We start from the raw sequence: 14,879 nt of genomic DNA, 5'->3' as shown, positions 1-14,879 counted from the left end.
CACCCCGCCAACACCGACACACAAGCCGGGTCCGGAGTCGGGCCTGAAGGAGACAACCCCATGAGCGAATCCGTCAACCTCCCCGCACTCGGCGAGAGCGTCACCGAGGGCACGGTGACCCGCTGGCTCAAGAACGTCGGCGACCACGTCGAGGTCGACGAGCCCCTGCTCGAGGTGTCGACCGACAAGGTCGACACCGAGATCCCGTCGCCGGTCGCCGGCGTCATCGAGGAGATCCTCGTCCAGGAGGACGAGACCGTCGAGGTCGGCGCCGTGCTGGTCCGCATCGGCGACGGTTCCGGCGGGGGCGACGCTCCCGCAGAGGAGCCGGCCGCCGAGCAGGCCGCTGAGCCCGAGCCGGCAGCCGACGAAGCCGTCGAGGAGACCGTGATCCCCTCCACCGAAGCGGACGACGACTCCGAGGCCCCTGCGCCCGTCGAGCCCGAGCCGGCTCCCGCCGCCGAGCAGGCCGACCCCGAGCCGACCCCGGCTCCCGCGCCCGCCGCTCCCGCACCCGTGGCCGCGACCCCCGCTCCGGCGCCTGCCGCGGCCGCGGCTCCCGCCGCCTCCCCGGCTCCCGCCGCCTCCGGCAACGCGGGCTACGTGACTCCGCTCGTCCGCAAGCTCGCCAACGAGCGCGGCGTGGACATCAGCTCGGTCGTCGGCACCGGCGTGGGAGGTCGCATCCGCAAGGAGGACGTGCTGGCCGCCGCCGAGGCTGCCGCGTCTAAGAGCGCCCCGGCGGCAGCCGCCTCGGCTGCTCCGGTCGCCGCGCCCCTCGAGACGTCGCCGCTCCGTGGCACCACCGCCAAGATGTCCCGCATGCGCAAGCTCATCGCCGACCGTGCGGTCGTGTCGATGCAGTCCACCGCGCAGCTCACCTCGGTGGTGGAGGTCGACGTCACCAAGGTGGCCCGCTTCCGTGACCGCGTGAAGGGTGACTTCCTGGAGAAGACCGGCGTCAAGCTGTCGTTCCTCCCCTTCTTCGCCCTCGCCGCCGCCGAGGCCCTCAAGGCCTACCCCGTCGTCAACGCGACGGTCGACGGCGACAGCATCGTCTACCCCGACCACGAGAACATCAGCATCGCGGTCGACACGGAGCGCGGCTTGCTCACCCCCGTCGTGAAGAACGCCGAGGGCAAGAACCTGGCGCAGTTCGCTTCGGAGATCGCGGACCTCGCCGCCCGGACGCGCGACAACAAGCTGTCCCCCGACGAGCTGGCCGGCGGAACCTTCACGCTGACCAACACCGGCTCGCGCGGTGCGCTGTTCGACACCCCCGTGGTGTTCCTCCCGCAGTCCGCCATCCTCGGCACCGGCATCGTCACCAAGCGCCCCGTGGTCATCACGGCGGACGGGCAGGACACCATCGCCATCCGCTCCACCGTCTACCTCGCCCTGTCCTACGACCACCGGATCGTCGACGGTGCCGACGCGTCGCGCTTCCTCGTGGCCGTCAAGAACCGCCTCGAGGCGGGTGCGTTCGACGCCGACCTGGGCATCTAGGTCGTCTCCGGACCGGACGGCGACACTCATCGGTCGTCCATCAGGTCCCTGATCCGCCACCCGGCCTCTCCCCTGACGATCAGGAGGGAGGCCGGTCGGCGTCCGGGAGCCGGCGACTCGGATCCGGGCTCGACCTGGGGTCGCAGGCCGACGAGCGCGCTGTCACCGAGACGCTGAGCAGGGCCGAGGAGATCCGCGGCGTGGAGCGCGGCAGCCTCCAGGACGGCCGTCGCATCGGACGCGACGGCGCTGCGATCGGCGTCCTCCGCCGCGGAGCCGTCCTCGTCCACCTCGCGCAGGCAGCCGACGTCGCCCCCGCGGAGGCAGGAGGCACGGAGGCGGAGGAGCGCGGGGGCCGCGACATCGGGATCCGGCGAGGCCGTCGCCTCCACGTCGGCATCCGATGTCGTCGATGGTGCGCCCTCCACGGACGCGGACGCTGGGGGCGTGGGCACGCTCGTCGGCGCTGCCGTCGCGCCGCGAGCGGGGCCGGTGAGGGCGGGCACCGCGACGGCGCCGGCGACCAGGAGCAGGAGCGCGGAGGCTCCGAGCGCCCAGATGCGCGGGCGCACCGAGGCGAGCTCGGCCGTGACCCGAACCCGCAGCGCCCGCTGACGTGATCGAGCGTCGTCCGCCCGAGGCTCACGCACCGCACGATGCCGACGGTGACCTGCCCGTCGCCCCCGCGCGACGGGCAGGAACCCACGGCGGGTCCGGGTCCTCTGCGTGGTGCTGACGCCGAGGGGACGGGGGCGGACAGCGCCGAGCGCCGCATCGCGCGGCAGCACGCGATCGTCGTCGGAGGAGCTCGGCAGCACGCGATCGTCGTCGGAGGAGCGCGGCGGGGCGCCCGCGTCGGCCAGGGGGGCTGCGTCCGCGACGTCGAGGAGCCGGTCGGCGAGGTCGTGCGCGGTGAGATCGGACTCCCCGTGGATGGCGGAGTCGAGGAGCGCCAGCCAGTCGTCCCACCGGTCCTCGGATGCGCGTCCGCGAGCGTCCGCCGGTTCGCGCAGCGCCTGGACGATCCGCGACACGCGCACCAGGTCCTGTTCGACGGGGTCGGCCCCGACGCTGCCGTCCGCGCCCGCCCCCACCTCTCCGCCGACGACGCGGGAGGCGCCGAGCCCGCTCAGCAGCGGACGCCCCGTGGCGTCGAGGACCACGTGCGTCAGGTCGACCGCGCCATGCGCGATGCCCGCGTCGTGGAGGTCGCCCAGCCCTCGGAGCACGGACGCGACGAGGGTCACGGTCTCGCCGGGCGTGATGCTGCCGCGTCGGCCGAGCAGGGCAGACGCCGTGCCACGCTGGCCGAGCGACTGCACGATGCACAGGCTGCCGTCGGCCAGAGTGGCGACGTCCCTCAGCGTGACGACGTGCTCGGAGGACACCGCCTGCAGAGCGACGATCTCCGCCTCCCCGCGGCTGCGCTCGGTCGCGGGCACGATCTTCACCGCGACGTTGTCCGCCGAACCGACCGCGGCGTCATGGGTTCGGCAGGGTCGGGCGAGGTGCACCTCACAGCGCGTGCCCCTCCCGACGAGCCGCACGAGGCGATATCCCGCGACGACGGTGCCGCTGGCGCCCGCCGCGTCGGGAAGCGGGCGTGCCGCGCTCCTCCGCCTCCGCAGCGCTCGCTCCTTGGCGGATGCCGATCGACGCAGGTCGACCGCCCTGTCGGACGACCAGGTGCCCTGGTCCTCACTCGAGACCCGCCCGTCGTGCGCGTGAGCGCGTCCGTCATCCATCGCCCCACGTCCTCTCCTCGCTGCGACCCCGTCCGCGTCCACCGGCGGGGCGGGTGCCCGTCGCCGTGAGTGTGCGCGCCGGCCGGGCGACGCCGAGCCGCGAAGGCGATCGCTGGGCATCTCGTCGGCATCGAGCCCCTGTGAGGGAACGGGACGGCGCATCGACCTCACGCCGTTCCGGCGGCCGCCCGCGCACCGGTATCCTGGGCACCATGGCCCGCAAGACAGCCTCGAAGAAGGCACCCAAGGAACCCGGCCGCATCAAGCAGATGTGGCAGGTCTTCCAGATGACCCGGCGGTACGACAAGAGCTCGGTCTGGTGGATGCTCCTGGCGCTGCTGGGTCCCATCGTCGTGGGCGTCCTGCTGGCGGTCTTCGCGACCGGCGGGAGCTGGCTCACCGCCATCCTCTTCGTCATCGCCGGCGTGTTCGCGGGCATCCTGGCCTTCCTCATCGTCCTCGGACGCAAGGCGGAGCGTGCGGCCTACCTGCAGATCAAGGGCCAGCCCGGAGCCGTCGGCGTGGTCCTCCGCAGCTCGCTCAAGCGGGGATGGGTCGGCAGCGAGATGCCGGTCGCCGTGAACGGGAAGTCGCAGGACGCCGTGTACCGCGCCGTCGGGCGCCCCGGCGTGGCCCTCATCGGCGAGGGCCCGAAGAGCCGCACGACGCGCATGCTCGAGGACGAGCGCCGGAAGATCGCCCGTGTGCTCCCCAACGTCCCCGTCCACTTCGTGTTCGTCGGACCCGACGCCGACTCGGTCGAGCTCCACAAGCTCGCCGGTCGCCTGCAGCGGTTCCCCCGCACCATCACGAAGGCGGAGGTCCTGGCGGTGAACAACCGCCTGACCTCCCTCGGGCAGAACAGCATGCCCATCCCCAAGGGCGTCGATCCGTTCAAGGTCCGTCCGTCCCGGGCACGCTGATCCTCGGTTCGGGCGACGTTTGCGCGGGCATCGCGCCCGGCGCAGACTGAGCCCATGGATCCGTCCTCCGCTGCGGTGCTGCTCGGCGTCGACGCGGACGCCGACCGCCCGACCATCAGCCGCGCGTACCTCCGACGGGCGCGCGAGACGCATCCCGACCGGCTTCCCGGTGCGACGCCGCAGCAGCTGAGGACCGCGCACGAGCGCTTCGTCCAGCTGACCCTCGCGAGGGACGTGCTCCTCCTTCGAGGGCGCGGGGCGACGGGAGACGCGGCTCCTCCCGCGACGGGCCAGGGGCCGGCGCATCAGGGACCGATGCCGCCGAACCCGCCCCGGCCGCAGCCGACGTCGGAGCGGCTGTCCCCCTACGGCCGTTCTCGACGCGAGCGGGCCCGACGCGGTCTGGGGCCGTCCATCGCCGCGGTCTGCGCGCTGGCCGGCGTCCTGGTCGTCGTGGTCAGCTTCCAGGACTCGACGCGGGCGCGGTTCACGACGGTCGGCGCCGACCTCACGCAGGGCGCGGTCGTCGTCCCCGTCGAGGATCCTGCGTCGCGCGCGAGCGAGTGCGTGGACACCACCTCGTGCACGCTCCTCGACATGACGGCCCCGGAGGACTGCAGCGCGGCGCTCGTCCGCTTCGAGGTGACGACCGGGAGGTCCGACGACGGGCGGGAGACCGAGAGCCGGGAGCTGGGCGCGGTGCGCGCCGGGTCACCCGCCCGCGTGGTGCTGGGCGGGGTCGACCCCGAGCTCGTGTACCTCGGATGCGAGCCCGGCTGACTCCTCGCCGACGAGCGGCGCGGTGGTCACGAGGTGCGGACCAGCACCGTCCCCGAGAACACGTCGTGGAGACCCCGCTGGTCGGCGTTCCACACGACGGCGGGGACCACCAGGCACAGCAGCACCGTGCGAAGGGCCGGTCGCCACAGCGACACGTATCCGCCGCCGAGCGGGCGCACGCGCATCCCGAGCACGACGTGCCCGACGCTCCCTCCGAGGGTGACGATGAGGACGTACTGCATCACGGCGAAGATCACGAGAGTGGCTGTGGCGTCGTAGGCGAAGAAGGCCCAGGAGATCAGGACGGCGAGGGCCCAGTCGATGCAGATGCCCACGATGCGCCGACCGGCGCGGGCGACGGAGCCCCGGCCGCGCTCCGGCAGCCCGAGCCGCTCCCCCGGCCAGCGGTTGCGGCCGGGATCGCCGAGGTCGGGGTTCGTGGGAGTCGCGGGCACCTCCCGATCCTAGGCGCGCATGCAGCGGATCCCCTGATCCGCGGGCCCTGGGAGCACTCGCCGACGCGCCCGGGCGGGGGTGCGTAACATCGCGGAAACACGGCGGTTATGGCGAGGTAACCCCTTCCCCCTAGGGTCGGAGAGGCTGAAACCGTCAGTCTCATCCGCTCCGGCCCCCTTTTGGAGACACCACATGTTCAGAGACTCATCCGAGGTGCTCGCGTTCATCAAGGACACCGACGTCAAGTTCCTCGATATCCGGTTCACCGACCTCCCCGGGGTGCAGCAGCACTTCAACATCCCCGCTTCCACGGTCGACGAGGAGTTCTTCTCCGTCGGCCAGCTGTTCGACGGCTCCTCCATCCGCGGCTTCGCGAGCATCCATGAGTCGGACATGCAGCTGATCCCGGACGTGACGACGGCGTACATCGACCCGTTCCGCATCGAGCGGACGTTGATCATGGTCTTCGACATCTACAACCCCCGGAATGGCGAGATCTACGCGCGTGATCCGCGTCAGGTGGCGAAGAAGGCGGAGAAGTTCCTCGCGGCGTCCGGGATCGCGGACACGGCGTTCTTCGCGCCGGAGGCGGAGTTCTACATCTTCGATGACGTCCGGTACGAGGTGAACCAGCACACGAGCTTCTACTCGGTGGATTCCGAGGAGGGTGCGTGGAACTCGGGTCGTGAGGAGGAGGGCGGCAACCTCGGGAACAAGACCCCGTACAAGGGCGGCTACTTCCCCGTGAGCCCGGTCGACAAGCAGGCCGATCTCCGTGATGACATCAGCCTGAAGCTGATCGATGCGGGTCTGATCCTGGAGCGTGCGCACCATGAGGTGGGTACCGGTGGGCAGGCGGAGATCAACTACCGGTTCGACACGATGGTGCACGCGGCGGATGACATCCTGAAGTTCAAGTACATCGTGAAGAACACGGCCGAGCAGTGGGGCAAGACGGCGACGTTCATGCCGAAGCCGCTGTTCGGGGACAACGGGTCGGGGATGCACACGCACCAGTCGCTGTGGAACGACGGGAAGCCGTTGTTCTACGACGAGGCCGGCTACGGCGGTCTGTCGGATGTCGCGCGGTGGTACATCGGCGGGATCCTCAAGCACGCGCCCGCGATCCTGGCGTTCACGAACCCGACGGTGAACTCGTACCACCGTCTCGTGCCGGGCTTCGAGGCGCCCGTCAACCTGGTGTATTCGGCGGGGAACCGGTCGGCGTCGATCCGGATCCCGATCACGGGCACGAACCCGAAGGCGAAGCGGATCGAGTTCCGGGCGCCGGATGCGTCGAGCAACCCGTATCTCGCGTTCGCGGCGCAGCTGATGGCCGGGATCGATGGGATCAAGAACCGCATCGAGCCGCACGAGCCGGTCGACAAGGACCTGTACGAGCTGCCGCCCGAGGAGGCGAAGGGCATCCCGCAGGTCCCCGCGTCGCTCGGTGCGGCGTTGGAGGCGCTCGAGGCGGACCATGAGTTCCTCACCGCGGGGAACGTGTTCACGCCGGATCTGATCGAGACGTGGATCGAGTACAAGCGCGAGATGGAGATCAAGCCCCTCGCGCAGCGCCCGCACCCGTTCGAGTTCGAGCTGTACTACGGCGTCTGATCGCCACCACGCCCCCGCGGCGTGATGCACGGGCCGTCCTCCACCAGGAGGGCGGCCCGTCGTCGCCGGTGCCGAGGATCCGAGGGCGTCAGGCGCCGCGCGGATCCGGCTGGTCGTCGACCCCGTAGAACAGGCGCTCGAAGACGGCACGGGAGCGGCGGGTGACGCCGAGGTACTCCTCCTCGAGCACGGACGCGGACCCGGGCGGGTACTCGAGCAGCCGCGCGATGGCGTCGAGCGCGGCGCGCTCGGCGGGCAGGACGTCGGCCGTGCGGTTGGTCCAGAGCGTCATCGCGGAGCGCACCCGGGACGCGAGGAGCCAGGCGTCCCGCAGACGCGCCGCGTCGTCCTCGGCCACGAGGTGCGACGCCACGGCGGCGTCGAGCGCTCCGAGCGTGGTCGGCGTCCGCAGGGCGGGATGCGGGTGCGCGTGCTGCAGCTGGGTCAGCTGCACCAGCCACTCCACGTCGCTGAGTGATCCGCGGCCGAGCTTCAGGTGCCGTGTGGGATCCGCACCCTGCGGGAGCCGCTCGTTCTCCACGCGCGCCTTGATGCGCTTGATCTCGCGTACGTCCGCGTCGCCGATGGACTCGGGGTAGCGGATGCGGTCGGCGAGTGCCGTGAAGTCGGCGATGAGGCCGCTGTCACCGACGACCCCGCGTGCGCGGAGCAGCGCCTGCGCCTCCCACGTCAGGGACCAGCGCTCGTAGTAGGCGCGGTAGGACGCGAACGAGCGCACCACGGGCCCGTTTCGTCCCTCCGGCCGGAGGCCGGTGTCGAGGTCGAGCGGCAGGCGCGAGTCCTCCGTGAGGCGCGTCAGCTCGGAGACGATGAGCTGGGCGCGGCGTTGGGCGAGCTCGGGATCCATGCCGGCGATCGGGCGGAACACGTACATGACGTCGGCGTCGGATCCGAAGCCGAGCTCCGCGCCCCCGTAGCGGCCCATCGCGACCACGGCGAACTCGGGCCAGGGGCCGTCCTCGCGGCGGATGGCGCGCATCACGCCGCGGAGGGTCGCCGTGGTGATGTCGGCCAGCGACGGTCCGAGCGTCTCGACGTGCGTGACCCCCACGATTGCGCCGATGGCGAGGCGCAGGACCTCGCGGCGGCGGAGCGTGCGCAACGCGGCTGCGGCGGCATCGGCCGTGGGATGCCGGTTCACGGTGGCGACGGCCTCCTCCTCGAGGGCAGCCCAGGTGCGGGGGCGCAGGTCCTCGTCGCGCGCGAGCCATGCGGCGGTCTCGGGGACGCGGTCCAGCAGCTCCGACACGAAGCGGGATCCCGAGAGCACCTGCGCGAGGCGCTGCGCGGCACCCGCCGAGTCCCGGAGCATCCGGAGGAACCAGTTCGACTCCCCCAGCGCCTCGCTGAGCCGACGGAACGCGAGGAGGCCGTGGTCGGGATCCGGGCCGTCGGCGAACCACTGCAGGAGCACCGGGAGCAGGTGGCGCTGGATGGCGGAGCTGCGCGACACCCCCTGCGTGAGCGCGCGGATGTGCGCGAGCGCGCCGCGCGCGTCGACGAAGCCGATGGCGGAGAGGCGCGCTGCCGCCTGGTCGCTGGTGAGCGCGAGCGACTCCTCGGGGAGCGACGCCACCGCGGCGAGGAGCGGCCGGTAGAACAGCCGCTCGTGCAGCGTGCGCACGGCGGTCTTCGTGGCGCTCCAGCGCGCCGTGAGCTCTTCCGCGCGCCCGTCGAGGCCGGTGCTGCGGGCGAGGATGCGCAGGCGCTCCTCGTCGGTGGGCATGAGGTGCGTGCGCCGCAGCTGGTCCAGCTGCAGCCGGTGCTCCAGGAGCCGGAGGTAGCGGTAGTCCTTGGCGAACTCGCCGGCCTCCGTGCGGCCGATGTAGCCCGCGTCCGCGAGGGCCACGAGCGCGGCCAGCGTGCTGCGGTCCCGGACGGTCTCGTCGCCCTGCCCGTGCACGAGCTGCAGGAGCTGCACGGTGAACTCGATGTCGCGGATCCCGCCCGGCCCGAGCTTGATCTGCTGGTGCAGCTGGTCGGCGGGGATGTTGTCCGTGACGCGCGTGCGCATGCGCTGGACCTGCCCGACGAAGCCCTCGCGGGAGGCGCTCGACCACACCAGCGGCGCCACCGCGCCGGCGTACCGCTCCCCCAGCTCGGCGTCGCCGGCCAGCGGGCGGGCCTTGAGCAGCGCCTGGAACTCCCAGTCCTTCGCCCATCGCTCGTAGTAGGCCAGATGCGAGTCGAGCGTGCGGACGAGCGCGCCGGCCTTCCCCTCGGGCCGGAGGTTGGCGTCGACCTCCCAGAGGGCCGGCTCGATCTCGTGTTCGTCGATGCCGCGCATGGTCAGCACGGCGAGGCGCGTCGCGAGCTCGACCGCGCGGGACGGCTCGATGACCGGTTCGCCGTCCGCGTCCGTCGCGGCCTCGGCGACGAAGATCACGTCGACGTCGCTGACGTAGTTGAGCTCGCGGGCGCCGGCCTTGCCCATGCCGATGACGGCGAGGCGCGTCGCGGCGATCTCCTCGGGTCGCGCGCGACCGAACGTCCCGGGGACGGACAGCTCCGCGCGCGCGACGGCGAGCGACGCCTCGAGGGCCGCGCCCGCGAGGTCCGCCAGGGCTGCGGTGACCGGGCGCACCGCCGCGAGCGGATCGGGGTGCACGAGGTCCCACGCCGCGACGCGCGCGACGAGGGCCCGGTAACGGACGCGCAGGGCCGTCCGGGCGGCCGGGCCGGTGATCCCCGCCACGCCGTCGACCGCGCCCACTGCATCGAGCAGTCGTGCCCGCACATCAGCCGGGGCCGGTACGCCATCCAGCGGACGGGCGAAGGCGTCGAGCTCGACGGTGTGGCGCGCGAGGAACTCGGCGAGGCCACGTGACGATCCGAGCACGCGCGCCAGCCGATGGCGGGCGTCGGGGTCGGCGAGCACGGCGCGCGTGCGCTCGGGATCCTCCCGGAGCAGCCGCACGAGGGCGTCGAGGGCGCCGTCCGGGTCCGCGCTCGAGTGCAGGGCCTCCACGAGGTCGGCCTCCGCCCACCCGGACAGCGCAGCGGCCTCCTCGAGGGCCTCGCCGACCTCGCTCAGCCGCGCGAAGCCGGCGCGCGCCAAGGGGCCGAGCAGCGTCTGCCCACGTCTCATGGCTCGCTCCGGCCTCGTCGTCGGATGTCGGTCGTGGTGCTCGTGTCGGGGATCCGGCTCAGAGCATCTCGAGGTTGGAGCGCAGCTCGTACGGCGTCACCTGGGCGCGGTAGTCGCGCCACTCCTGCCGCTTGTTGAGCAGGACATAGTTGAACACCTGCTCCCCCAGCGTCTCGGCGACGAGCTCGGAGCGCTCCATGATCTGCACGGCGTGGTCGAGGCTCGACGGCAGCGGCGCGTACCCGAGGGCGCGACGCTCGGCGTCGCTCAGCGTCCAGACGTTGTCCTCGGCCTCGGCCGGGAGCTCGTAGCCCTCCTCGATGCCCTTGAGGCCCGCGGCCAGCATGAGGGAGAAGGAGAGGTACGGGTTCGCTGCCGAGTCGATGGCGCGGTACTCGACGCGGGAGCTGTTGCCCTTGTTGGGCTTGTACAGCGGCACCCGCACGAGCGCGGACCTGTTGTTGTGCCCCCACGTGACGAAGCTCGGCGCCTCGCCGCCGCCCCAGAGCCGCTTGTAGGAGTTCACGAACTGGTTCGTCACCGCCGTGATCTCGGGTGCGTGCTTGAGCAGTCCGGCGATGAACTGGCGGCCGATCGTGGAGAGCTGGTACTCGGCGCCGGACGCGTAGAACGCGTTGACGTCGCCCTCGAAGAGCGACATGTGCGTGTGCATCCCGCTGCCGGGGTGCGCCGCGAGCGGCTTCGGCATGAACGTCGCGTAGACGCCCTGCTCGATGGCCACCTCCTTGATGACCGTGCGGAACGTCATGATGTTGTCGGCCGTGGTGAGCGCGTCCGCGTAGCGGAGGTCGATCTCGTTCTGGCCGGGGCCCGCCTCGTGGTGGCTGAACTCGACGGAGATGCCGAGGTCCTCGAGCATGCGCACCGAGCGGCGGCGGAAGTCGTGCGCCGTGCCGCCGGGGACGTTGTCGAAGTACCCGGCCGCGTCCACCGGCTCCGGGCCGTCGACGCCGAACTCGCTCGACTTGAGGAGGTAGAACTCGATCTCCGGGTGCGTGTAGAAGGTGAAGCCGCGGTCGGCCGCCTTCTCCAGCGTGCGCTTCAGGACGTTGCGGGGATCCGCGATCGCCGGCTGCCCGTCGGGCGTCGAGATGTCGCAGAACATGCGCGCGGTGGGGTCGATCTCGCCGCGCCACGGGAGGATCTGGAACGTCGTCGGATCCGGGTGGGCCAGCATGTCGGCCTCGTACGACCGGGTGAGGCCCTCGATGGCCGAGCCGTCGAATCCGAGGCCCTCCGCGAACGCGCCCTCGACCTCCGCCGGGGCGATCGCCACCGACTTCAACGTGCCGGTCACGTCGGTGAACCACAGGCGCACGAACTTGATCCCGCGCTCCTCGATCGTCCGCAGGACGAAGTCACGCTGCTTGTCCATCCACCACCCTCTCGTCGGTGTCCAACCTACCGGCTGACCAGGGGTCGGGCCGAGAGCGCGCGGGGCCCGCCGTAGACTCCGAGGCATGCAGAGCCCCGACGCTGCCGTCTCCCCGCCCGATCCCGCCCGCCTCCCGACCGAGCCCGCCGGGCCGCCGAAGCGGGTGCGGATCCGCCACTTCGCGCGGGCCAAGGAGCAGGGCCTCAAGATCACGGGGCTCACCAGCTACGACATGCTCACGGCGGGCATCTTCGACGAGGCCGGCATCGACTTCCTGCTCGTCGGCGACTCCGCCGGGAACACGGTGCTCGGCTACGACACGACCGTGCCCGTCACGGTCGACGAACTGATCCCGCTGGCCCGCGCCGTCGCGGGCTCCGCCCATCGGGCCCTCGTCGTGGCCGACCTGCCCTTCGGCTCCTACGAGTCGGGACCGGACCAGGCGCTCGCCACCTCCGTGCGCTTCATGAAGGAGGCGCGCGCCCACGCCGTGAAGCTGGAGGGCGGCGTGCGCAGCGCCGAGCAGATCCGTCGCGTGGTCGCCTCGGGCATCCCGGTGATGGGGCACATCGGCTTCACGCCGCAGAGCGAGCACGGCCTCGGCGGGCACATCATCCAGGGCCGCGGGGATGCGGCCGAGGCGCTGCTCGCCGACGCGCGCGCCGTCCAGGACGCGGGCGCGTTCGCCGTGGTGCTCGAGATGGTGCCCCAGGAGGTCGCGCGCCGCGTGAGCGAGGAGCTGCGCATCCCCACGATCGGCATCGGCGCCGGGAACGGGACGGACGGGCAGATCCTCGTCTGGACCGACTTCGCGGGTCTCACGAGCGGTCGCGTGCCGCGCTTCGTGCGCCGCTACGCGGACATGCGCCAGCTGCTCCTCGACGCGGCGACGCGCTACCGCGACGACGTCGTCGGCGGCACGTTCCCGGCCGAGGCGGAGAGCTACTCCGACTGACCCGCGGGATCAGTCGTCGTCGCGGTCCTCCGCGGCCCACTGCTCCGCGCGCTCGCGCAACCGCTGCGGCGCCTTCGCGGCCTCCTCCGCCGTGGCGAACGGGCCGATCCGATGGGCAGCCGGGGACAGCATCCCCTTCTCCACCTCGCCCGTGCGGTCGTCGTACCAGTACTGCTCGTCGTTGTCGCTCATGCTGCCGATGCTAGGCCCGTCCGCACCGCGTGCGCCGGCCGGACGAGGCCGGACGAGCCGGTAGGGTCGGTCCCATGAGCGACGACGCGACGACCGCAATCGGCATCGACATCGGCGGGACCGGCATCAAGGGCGCCATCGTGGACGTCGCGACCGGCGAGCTGCGCAGCGAGCGCGTCAAGCTGCCGACGCCCCAGGGTGGCGAGCCGGACGACATCGTCGCGACCGTGAAGCAGATCATCGACGCGCTCGGCGAGGTCCCCGCCGGGACGCCCCTCGGCGTGTGCTTCCCGGCCGCGATCGTCCACGGCACCACCATGTCGGCCGCCAACGTCTCCCCCAGCTGGATCGGCCTCGAGGCCGAGAAGCTGTTCGAGGAGCGCCTGGGCCTCGAGATCACCTTCGTCAACGACGCCGACGCGGCCGGCTACGCGGAGGCCCGCTACGGCGCGGCCAAGGACGTGCGCGGCCTCGTCATCATGACCACGCTCGGCACGGGGATCGGAACGGCCCTCATCCACGACGGCGTCCTCATCCCGAACGCCGAGCTCGGCCACATGGACGTCGCGGGTCGCCGCGACTTCGAGCGCCGCGCCTCGTACGCGGCCAAGGAGCGCGCGCACCTGAACTGGAAGCGCTGGGCCGCGCGGCTGCAGGTGTACTACGGCCAGCTCGAGAAGCTGATGTGGCCCGAGCTGTTCATCGTCGGCGGCGGCGTGTCCAAGAACCACAAGCACTTCCTGCCGCTGCTGCGCCTGCGCACCCCGATCGTGCCCGCCGAGCTGCGGAACAACGCGGGCATCATGGGCGCCGCGGCCCTGGCCGCGCACGCGGCGGGCGCCGTGACGCACGCGCCCGCGTCCGACCTCGTCGACAAGACGAAGCCCGAGGACTGAGCGCCGCAGCACCGCACGACGAAACGGCCGGATCCCCGAGGGATCCGGCCGTTTCGTCGTGATGCGCGGGGTGCGGATGGGCCGGCTGATACGCCGGGTTCTGTCCCGGTGCCTCGCGGCACCATGGACGGCCATCTATCTCGGAGCTGCGTCACCGCAGCCCTCCAGCGGTCTACCCGGGGACTGGACGAGCAGCCTGTGCGTCCCCTGTTCGACCTTGCTCCGGGCGAGGTTTGCATAGCCGACCCGATCACTCGGGCCGCTGGTGGTCTCTTACACCGCCGTTTCACCCTCACCCGCCGCTTCCGCGACGGGCGGTCTGCTCTCTGTTGCACTGTCTCGCGGGTCGCCCCGGGTGGGTGTTACCCACCGCCCTGCTCTGCGGAGCCCGGACGTTCCTCGACGCGGTCTCCCCCTCTCGGGATCCTCCGCGGCGCGACCGTCTTGCCGACCCATCCGCGGGGTCGAGTCTAGGGCAGCCGGTGGGCAGGCCTCCCCTAGAGCCCGGACTCGTCCGTCCGCACGAGGATGGCGTTGCTCTCGGGATCGATGACCACGTCGTCCGGAGCGCGCTTGCGGAGCGCGTCGAGGTCGCTCTGGTGCAGGGCGATGTTGCTGCCGAGGGAGATGCCGCGGTGCAGCATCGCGGCGCCCACGCCGTACCTGGCGCGCTGCTTCTCGTAGAGGGCGAGGAGGTCCTCGGGGAACCGCGGCGCGAGCGCGTCCCGGTCCTTCTTCGCCTGCTCCGCCTGGACCCGCAGCTCGACCGCCGCGGCGTCGCGCTCGGCCTCGACCGCGGCGAGCCGCTCCGCGAGGGCGTCGCGCTCGACGACCACCTCGGCCTGCGCCGCCTGCGCCTCCTCGAGCTTCTGCATCACCTCGAGCTCGACCTCCTCGAGGGTGTCGCGGCGACGCAGCAGCGACTCGAGCTCGCGCTCGAGCGCCTGGACGTCCTTCGAGCTGCCGCCGGCCTCGATGCGGGTGCGGTCGCGGTCCATGCGCGCCTGCACGACCGCCACGTCGGACTCGATGCGCGTGAGCTCGGTCTGGGCGTCCTCCACGACGCCGGTCCGCTCGCCGAGGCGGCGTCGGACGAGCTCCATCTCCCGCTGCAGCGCGTCGATCTCCTTCAGCTGCGGGAGCTGGGCGAGCTGGCGCGTGAGGTGCGTGAGCCGGGTGTCGATCTCCTGCAGGTCGAGGAGCTCCTTCTGGATGCTCGGATCGGCTTTCATGCTCTCCCTCTCGTGGTGCGGCTCCGCCGGTGTGCGGCGTGCGCGCGATGCGTGCGTCGTGGATGCGCGGGA

Annotated in this window: 12 protein-coding genes and 1 other RNA gene; 6 read left to right on the top strand and 7 right to left on the bottom strand. The window is 72.0% G+C overall.

The features are described 5' to 3' along the window. Positions 1-60 precede the first annotated feature (60 nt). The gene (sucB, locus tag JOE38_RS03275) at positions 61-1,506 is read left to right on the top strand and encodes a 2-oxoglutarate dehydrogenase, E2 component, dihydrolipoamide succinyltransferase (RefSeq protein ID WP_204574841.1); all 1,446 of its coding nucleotides are present in this window, start codon (positions 61-63) and stop codon (positions 1,504-1,506) included. Between the two features lie 26 nt (positions 1,507-1,532). Here the strand turns inward: sucB and JOE38_RS03270 are convergent, their stop codons facing one another. Further along, the gene (locus tag JOE38_RS03270) at positions 1,533-3,251 is read right to left on the bottom strand and encodes a protein kinase domain-containing protein (protein ID WP_204574840.1); all 1,719 of its coding nucleotides are present in this window, start codon (positions 3,249-3,251) and stop codon (positions 1,533-1,535) included. Positions 3,252-3,463: 212 nt separating this feature from the next. Here JOE38_RS03270 and JOE38_RS03265 point away from each other — a divergent pair, with 212 nt between their 5' ends. Both JOE38_RS03265 and JOE38_RS03260 read left to right on the top strand, forming a co-directional pair. Then, positions 3,464-4,174 (top strand): DUF4191 domain-containing protein, encoded by a 711-nt coding sequence (locus tag JOE38_RS03265; protein ID WP_204574839.1) that lies wholly within the window; start codon positions 3,464-3,466, stop codon positions 4,172-4,174. Between the two features lie 54 nt (positions 4,175-4,228). Further along, a complete protein-coding gene (locus tag JOE38_RS03260; RefSeq protein ID WP_204574838.1) occupies positions 4,229-4,954 on the top strand; it encodes a J domain-containing protein in 726 nt (241 codons plus the stop codon). Between the two features lie 26 nt (positions 4,955-4,980). Here the strand turns inward: JOE38_RS03260 and JOE38_RS03255 are convergent, their stop codons facing one another. Then, entirely contained in the window at positions 4,981-5,409 is a 429-nt protein-coding gene (locus tag JOE38_RS03255; protein WP_204574837.1) for an RDD family protein, read from the bottom strand. 193 nt (positions 5,410-5,602) lie between these two features. On the opposite strand from JOE38_RS03255, the gene glnA reads away from it, so the two are divergent. Further along, complete coding sequence (glnA, locus tag JOE38_RS03250) at positions 5,603-7,027, top strand: type I glutamate--ammonia ligase (RefSeq protein WP_079533154.1); 1,425 nt, start codon at positions 5,603-5,605, stop codon at positions 7,025-7,027. Positions 7,028-7,115: 88 nt separating this feature from the next. On the opposite strand, the gene JOE38_RS03245 is transcribed toward glnA, so the two are convergent. Beyond that, positions 7,116-10,136: a bifunctional [glutamine synthetase] adenylyltransferase/[glutamine synthetase]-adenylyl-L-tyrosine phosphorylase gene (locus JOE38_RS03245; protein ID WP_204574836.1), complete on the bottom strand. Its 3,021-nt coding sequence runs from the start codon at positions 10,134-10,136 to the stop codon at positions 7,116-7,118. A gap of 58 nt (positions 10,137-10,194) precedes the next feature. After that, on the bottom strand, positions 10,195-11,532 hold the full coding sequence (locus tag JOE38_RS03240) for a glutamine synthetase family protein (RefSeq protein ID WP_086522294.1): 1,338 nt from the start codon (positions 11,530-11,532) through the stop codon (positions 10,195-10,197). A gap of 85 nt (positions 11,533-11,617) precedes the next feature. Between JOE38_RS03240 and panB the strand changes: the two genes are divergently transcribed. Continuing rightward, positions 11,618-12,487: a 3-methyl-2-oxobutanoate hydroxymethyltransferase gene (gene panB / locus JOE38_RS03235; RefSeq protein ID WP_204574835.1), complete on the top strand. Its 870-nt coding sequence runs from the start codon at positions 11,618-11,620 to the stop codon at positions 12,485-12,487. Positions 12,488-12,496: 9 nt separating this feature from the next. Here the strand turns inward: panB and JOE38_RS03230 are convergent, their stop codons facing one another. Next, the gene (locus tag JOE38_RS03230; protein WP_204574834.1) at positions 12,497-12,679 is read right to left on the bottom strand and encodes an SPOR domain-containing protein; all 183 of its coding nucleotides are present in this window, start codon (positions 12,677-12,679) and stop codon (positions 12,497-12,499) included. Positions 12,680-12,753: 74 nt separating this feature from the next. On the opposite strand from JOE38_RS03230, the gene ppgK reads away from it, so the two are divergent. Beyond that, positions 12,754-13,575, top strand: a complete 822-nt coding sequence (ppgK, locus tag JOE38_RS03225; protein WP_204574833.1) for a polyphosphate--glucose phosphotransferase — start codon at positions 12,754-12,756, stop codon at positions 13,573-13,575. Positions 13,576-13,648: 73 nt separating this feature from the next. On the opposite strand, the gene rnpB is transcribed toward ppgK, so the two are convergent. Both rnpB and JOE38_RS03215 read right to left on the bottom strand, forming a co-directional pair. Continuing rightward, an RNA gene (gene rnpB, locus JOE38_RS03220) (RNase P RNA component class A) lies at positions 13,649-14,030 on the bottom strand. Positions 14,031-14,072: 42 nt separating this feature from the next. Further along, complete coding sequence (locus JOE38_RS03215; RefSeq protein WP_204574832.1) at positions 14,073-14,807, bottom strand: zinc ribbon domain-containing protein; 735 nt, start codon at positions 14,805-14,807, stop codon at positions 14,073-14,075. Positions 14,808-14,879: the final 72 nt, after the last annotated feature.

It is taken from the genome of Clavibacter michiganensis (assembly GCF_016907085.1).
GTDB lineage: Bacteria > Actinomycetota > Actinomycetes > Actinomycetales > Microbacteriaceae > Clavibacter > Clavibacter michiganensis_O.
This window is presented reverse-complemented; position numbering and strand designations above follow the sequence as displayed.

Coding starts and splice junctions, on each gene's coding strand:
- sucB (WP_204574841.1), top strand. CDS start 61: ATGAGCGAATCCGTCAACCTCCCCGCACTCGGCGAGAGCGTCACCGAG.
- JOE38_RS03270 (WP_204574840.1), bottom strand. CDS start 3,251: ATGGATGACGGACGCGCTCACGCGCACGACGGGCGGGTCTCGAGTGAG.
- JOE38_RS03265 (WP_204574839.1), top strand. CDS start 3,464: ATGGCCCGCAAGACAGCCTCGAAGAAGGCACCCAAGGAACCCGGCCGC.
- JOE38_RS03260 (WP_204574838.1), top strand. CDS start 4,229: ATGGATCCGTCCTCCGCTGCGGTGCTGCTCGGCGTCGACGCGGACGCC.
- glnA (WP_079533154.1), top strand. CDS start 5,603: ATGTTCAGAGACTCATCCGAGGTGCTCGCGTTCATCAAGGACACCGAC.
- JOE38_RS03245 (WP_204574836.1), bottom strand. CDS start 10,136: ATGAGACGTGGGCAGACGCTGCTCGGCCCCTTGGCGCGCGCCGGCTTC.
- JOE38_RS03240 (WP_086522294.1), bottom strand. CDS start 11,532: ATGGACAAGCAGCGTGACTTCGTCCTGCGGACGATCGAGGAGCGCGGG.
- panB (WP_204574835.1), top strand. CDS start 11,618: ATGCAGAGCCCCGACGCTGCCGTCTCCCCGCCCGATCCCGCCCGCCTC.
- JOE38_RS03230 (WP_204574834.1), bottom strand. CDS start 12,679: ATGAGCGACAACGACGAGCAGTACTGGTACGACGACCGCACGGGCGAG.
- ppgK (WP_204574833.1), top strand. CDS start 12,754: ATGAGCGACGACGCGACGACCGCAATCGGCATCGACATCGGCGGGACC.
- JOE38_RS03215 (WP_204574832.1), bottom strand. CDS start 14,807: ATGAAAGCCGATCCGAGCATCCAGAAGGAGCTCCTCGACCTGCAGGAG.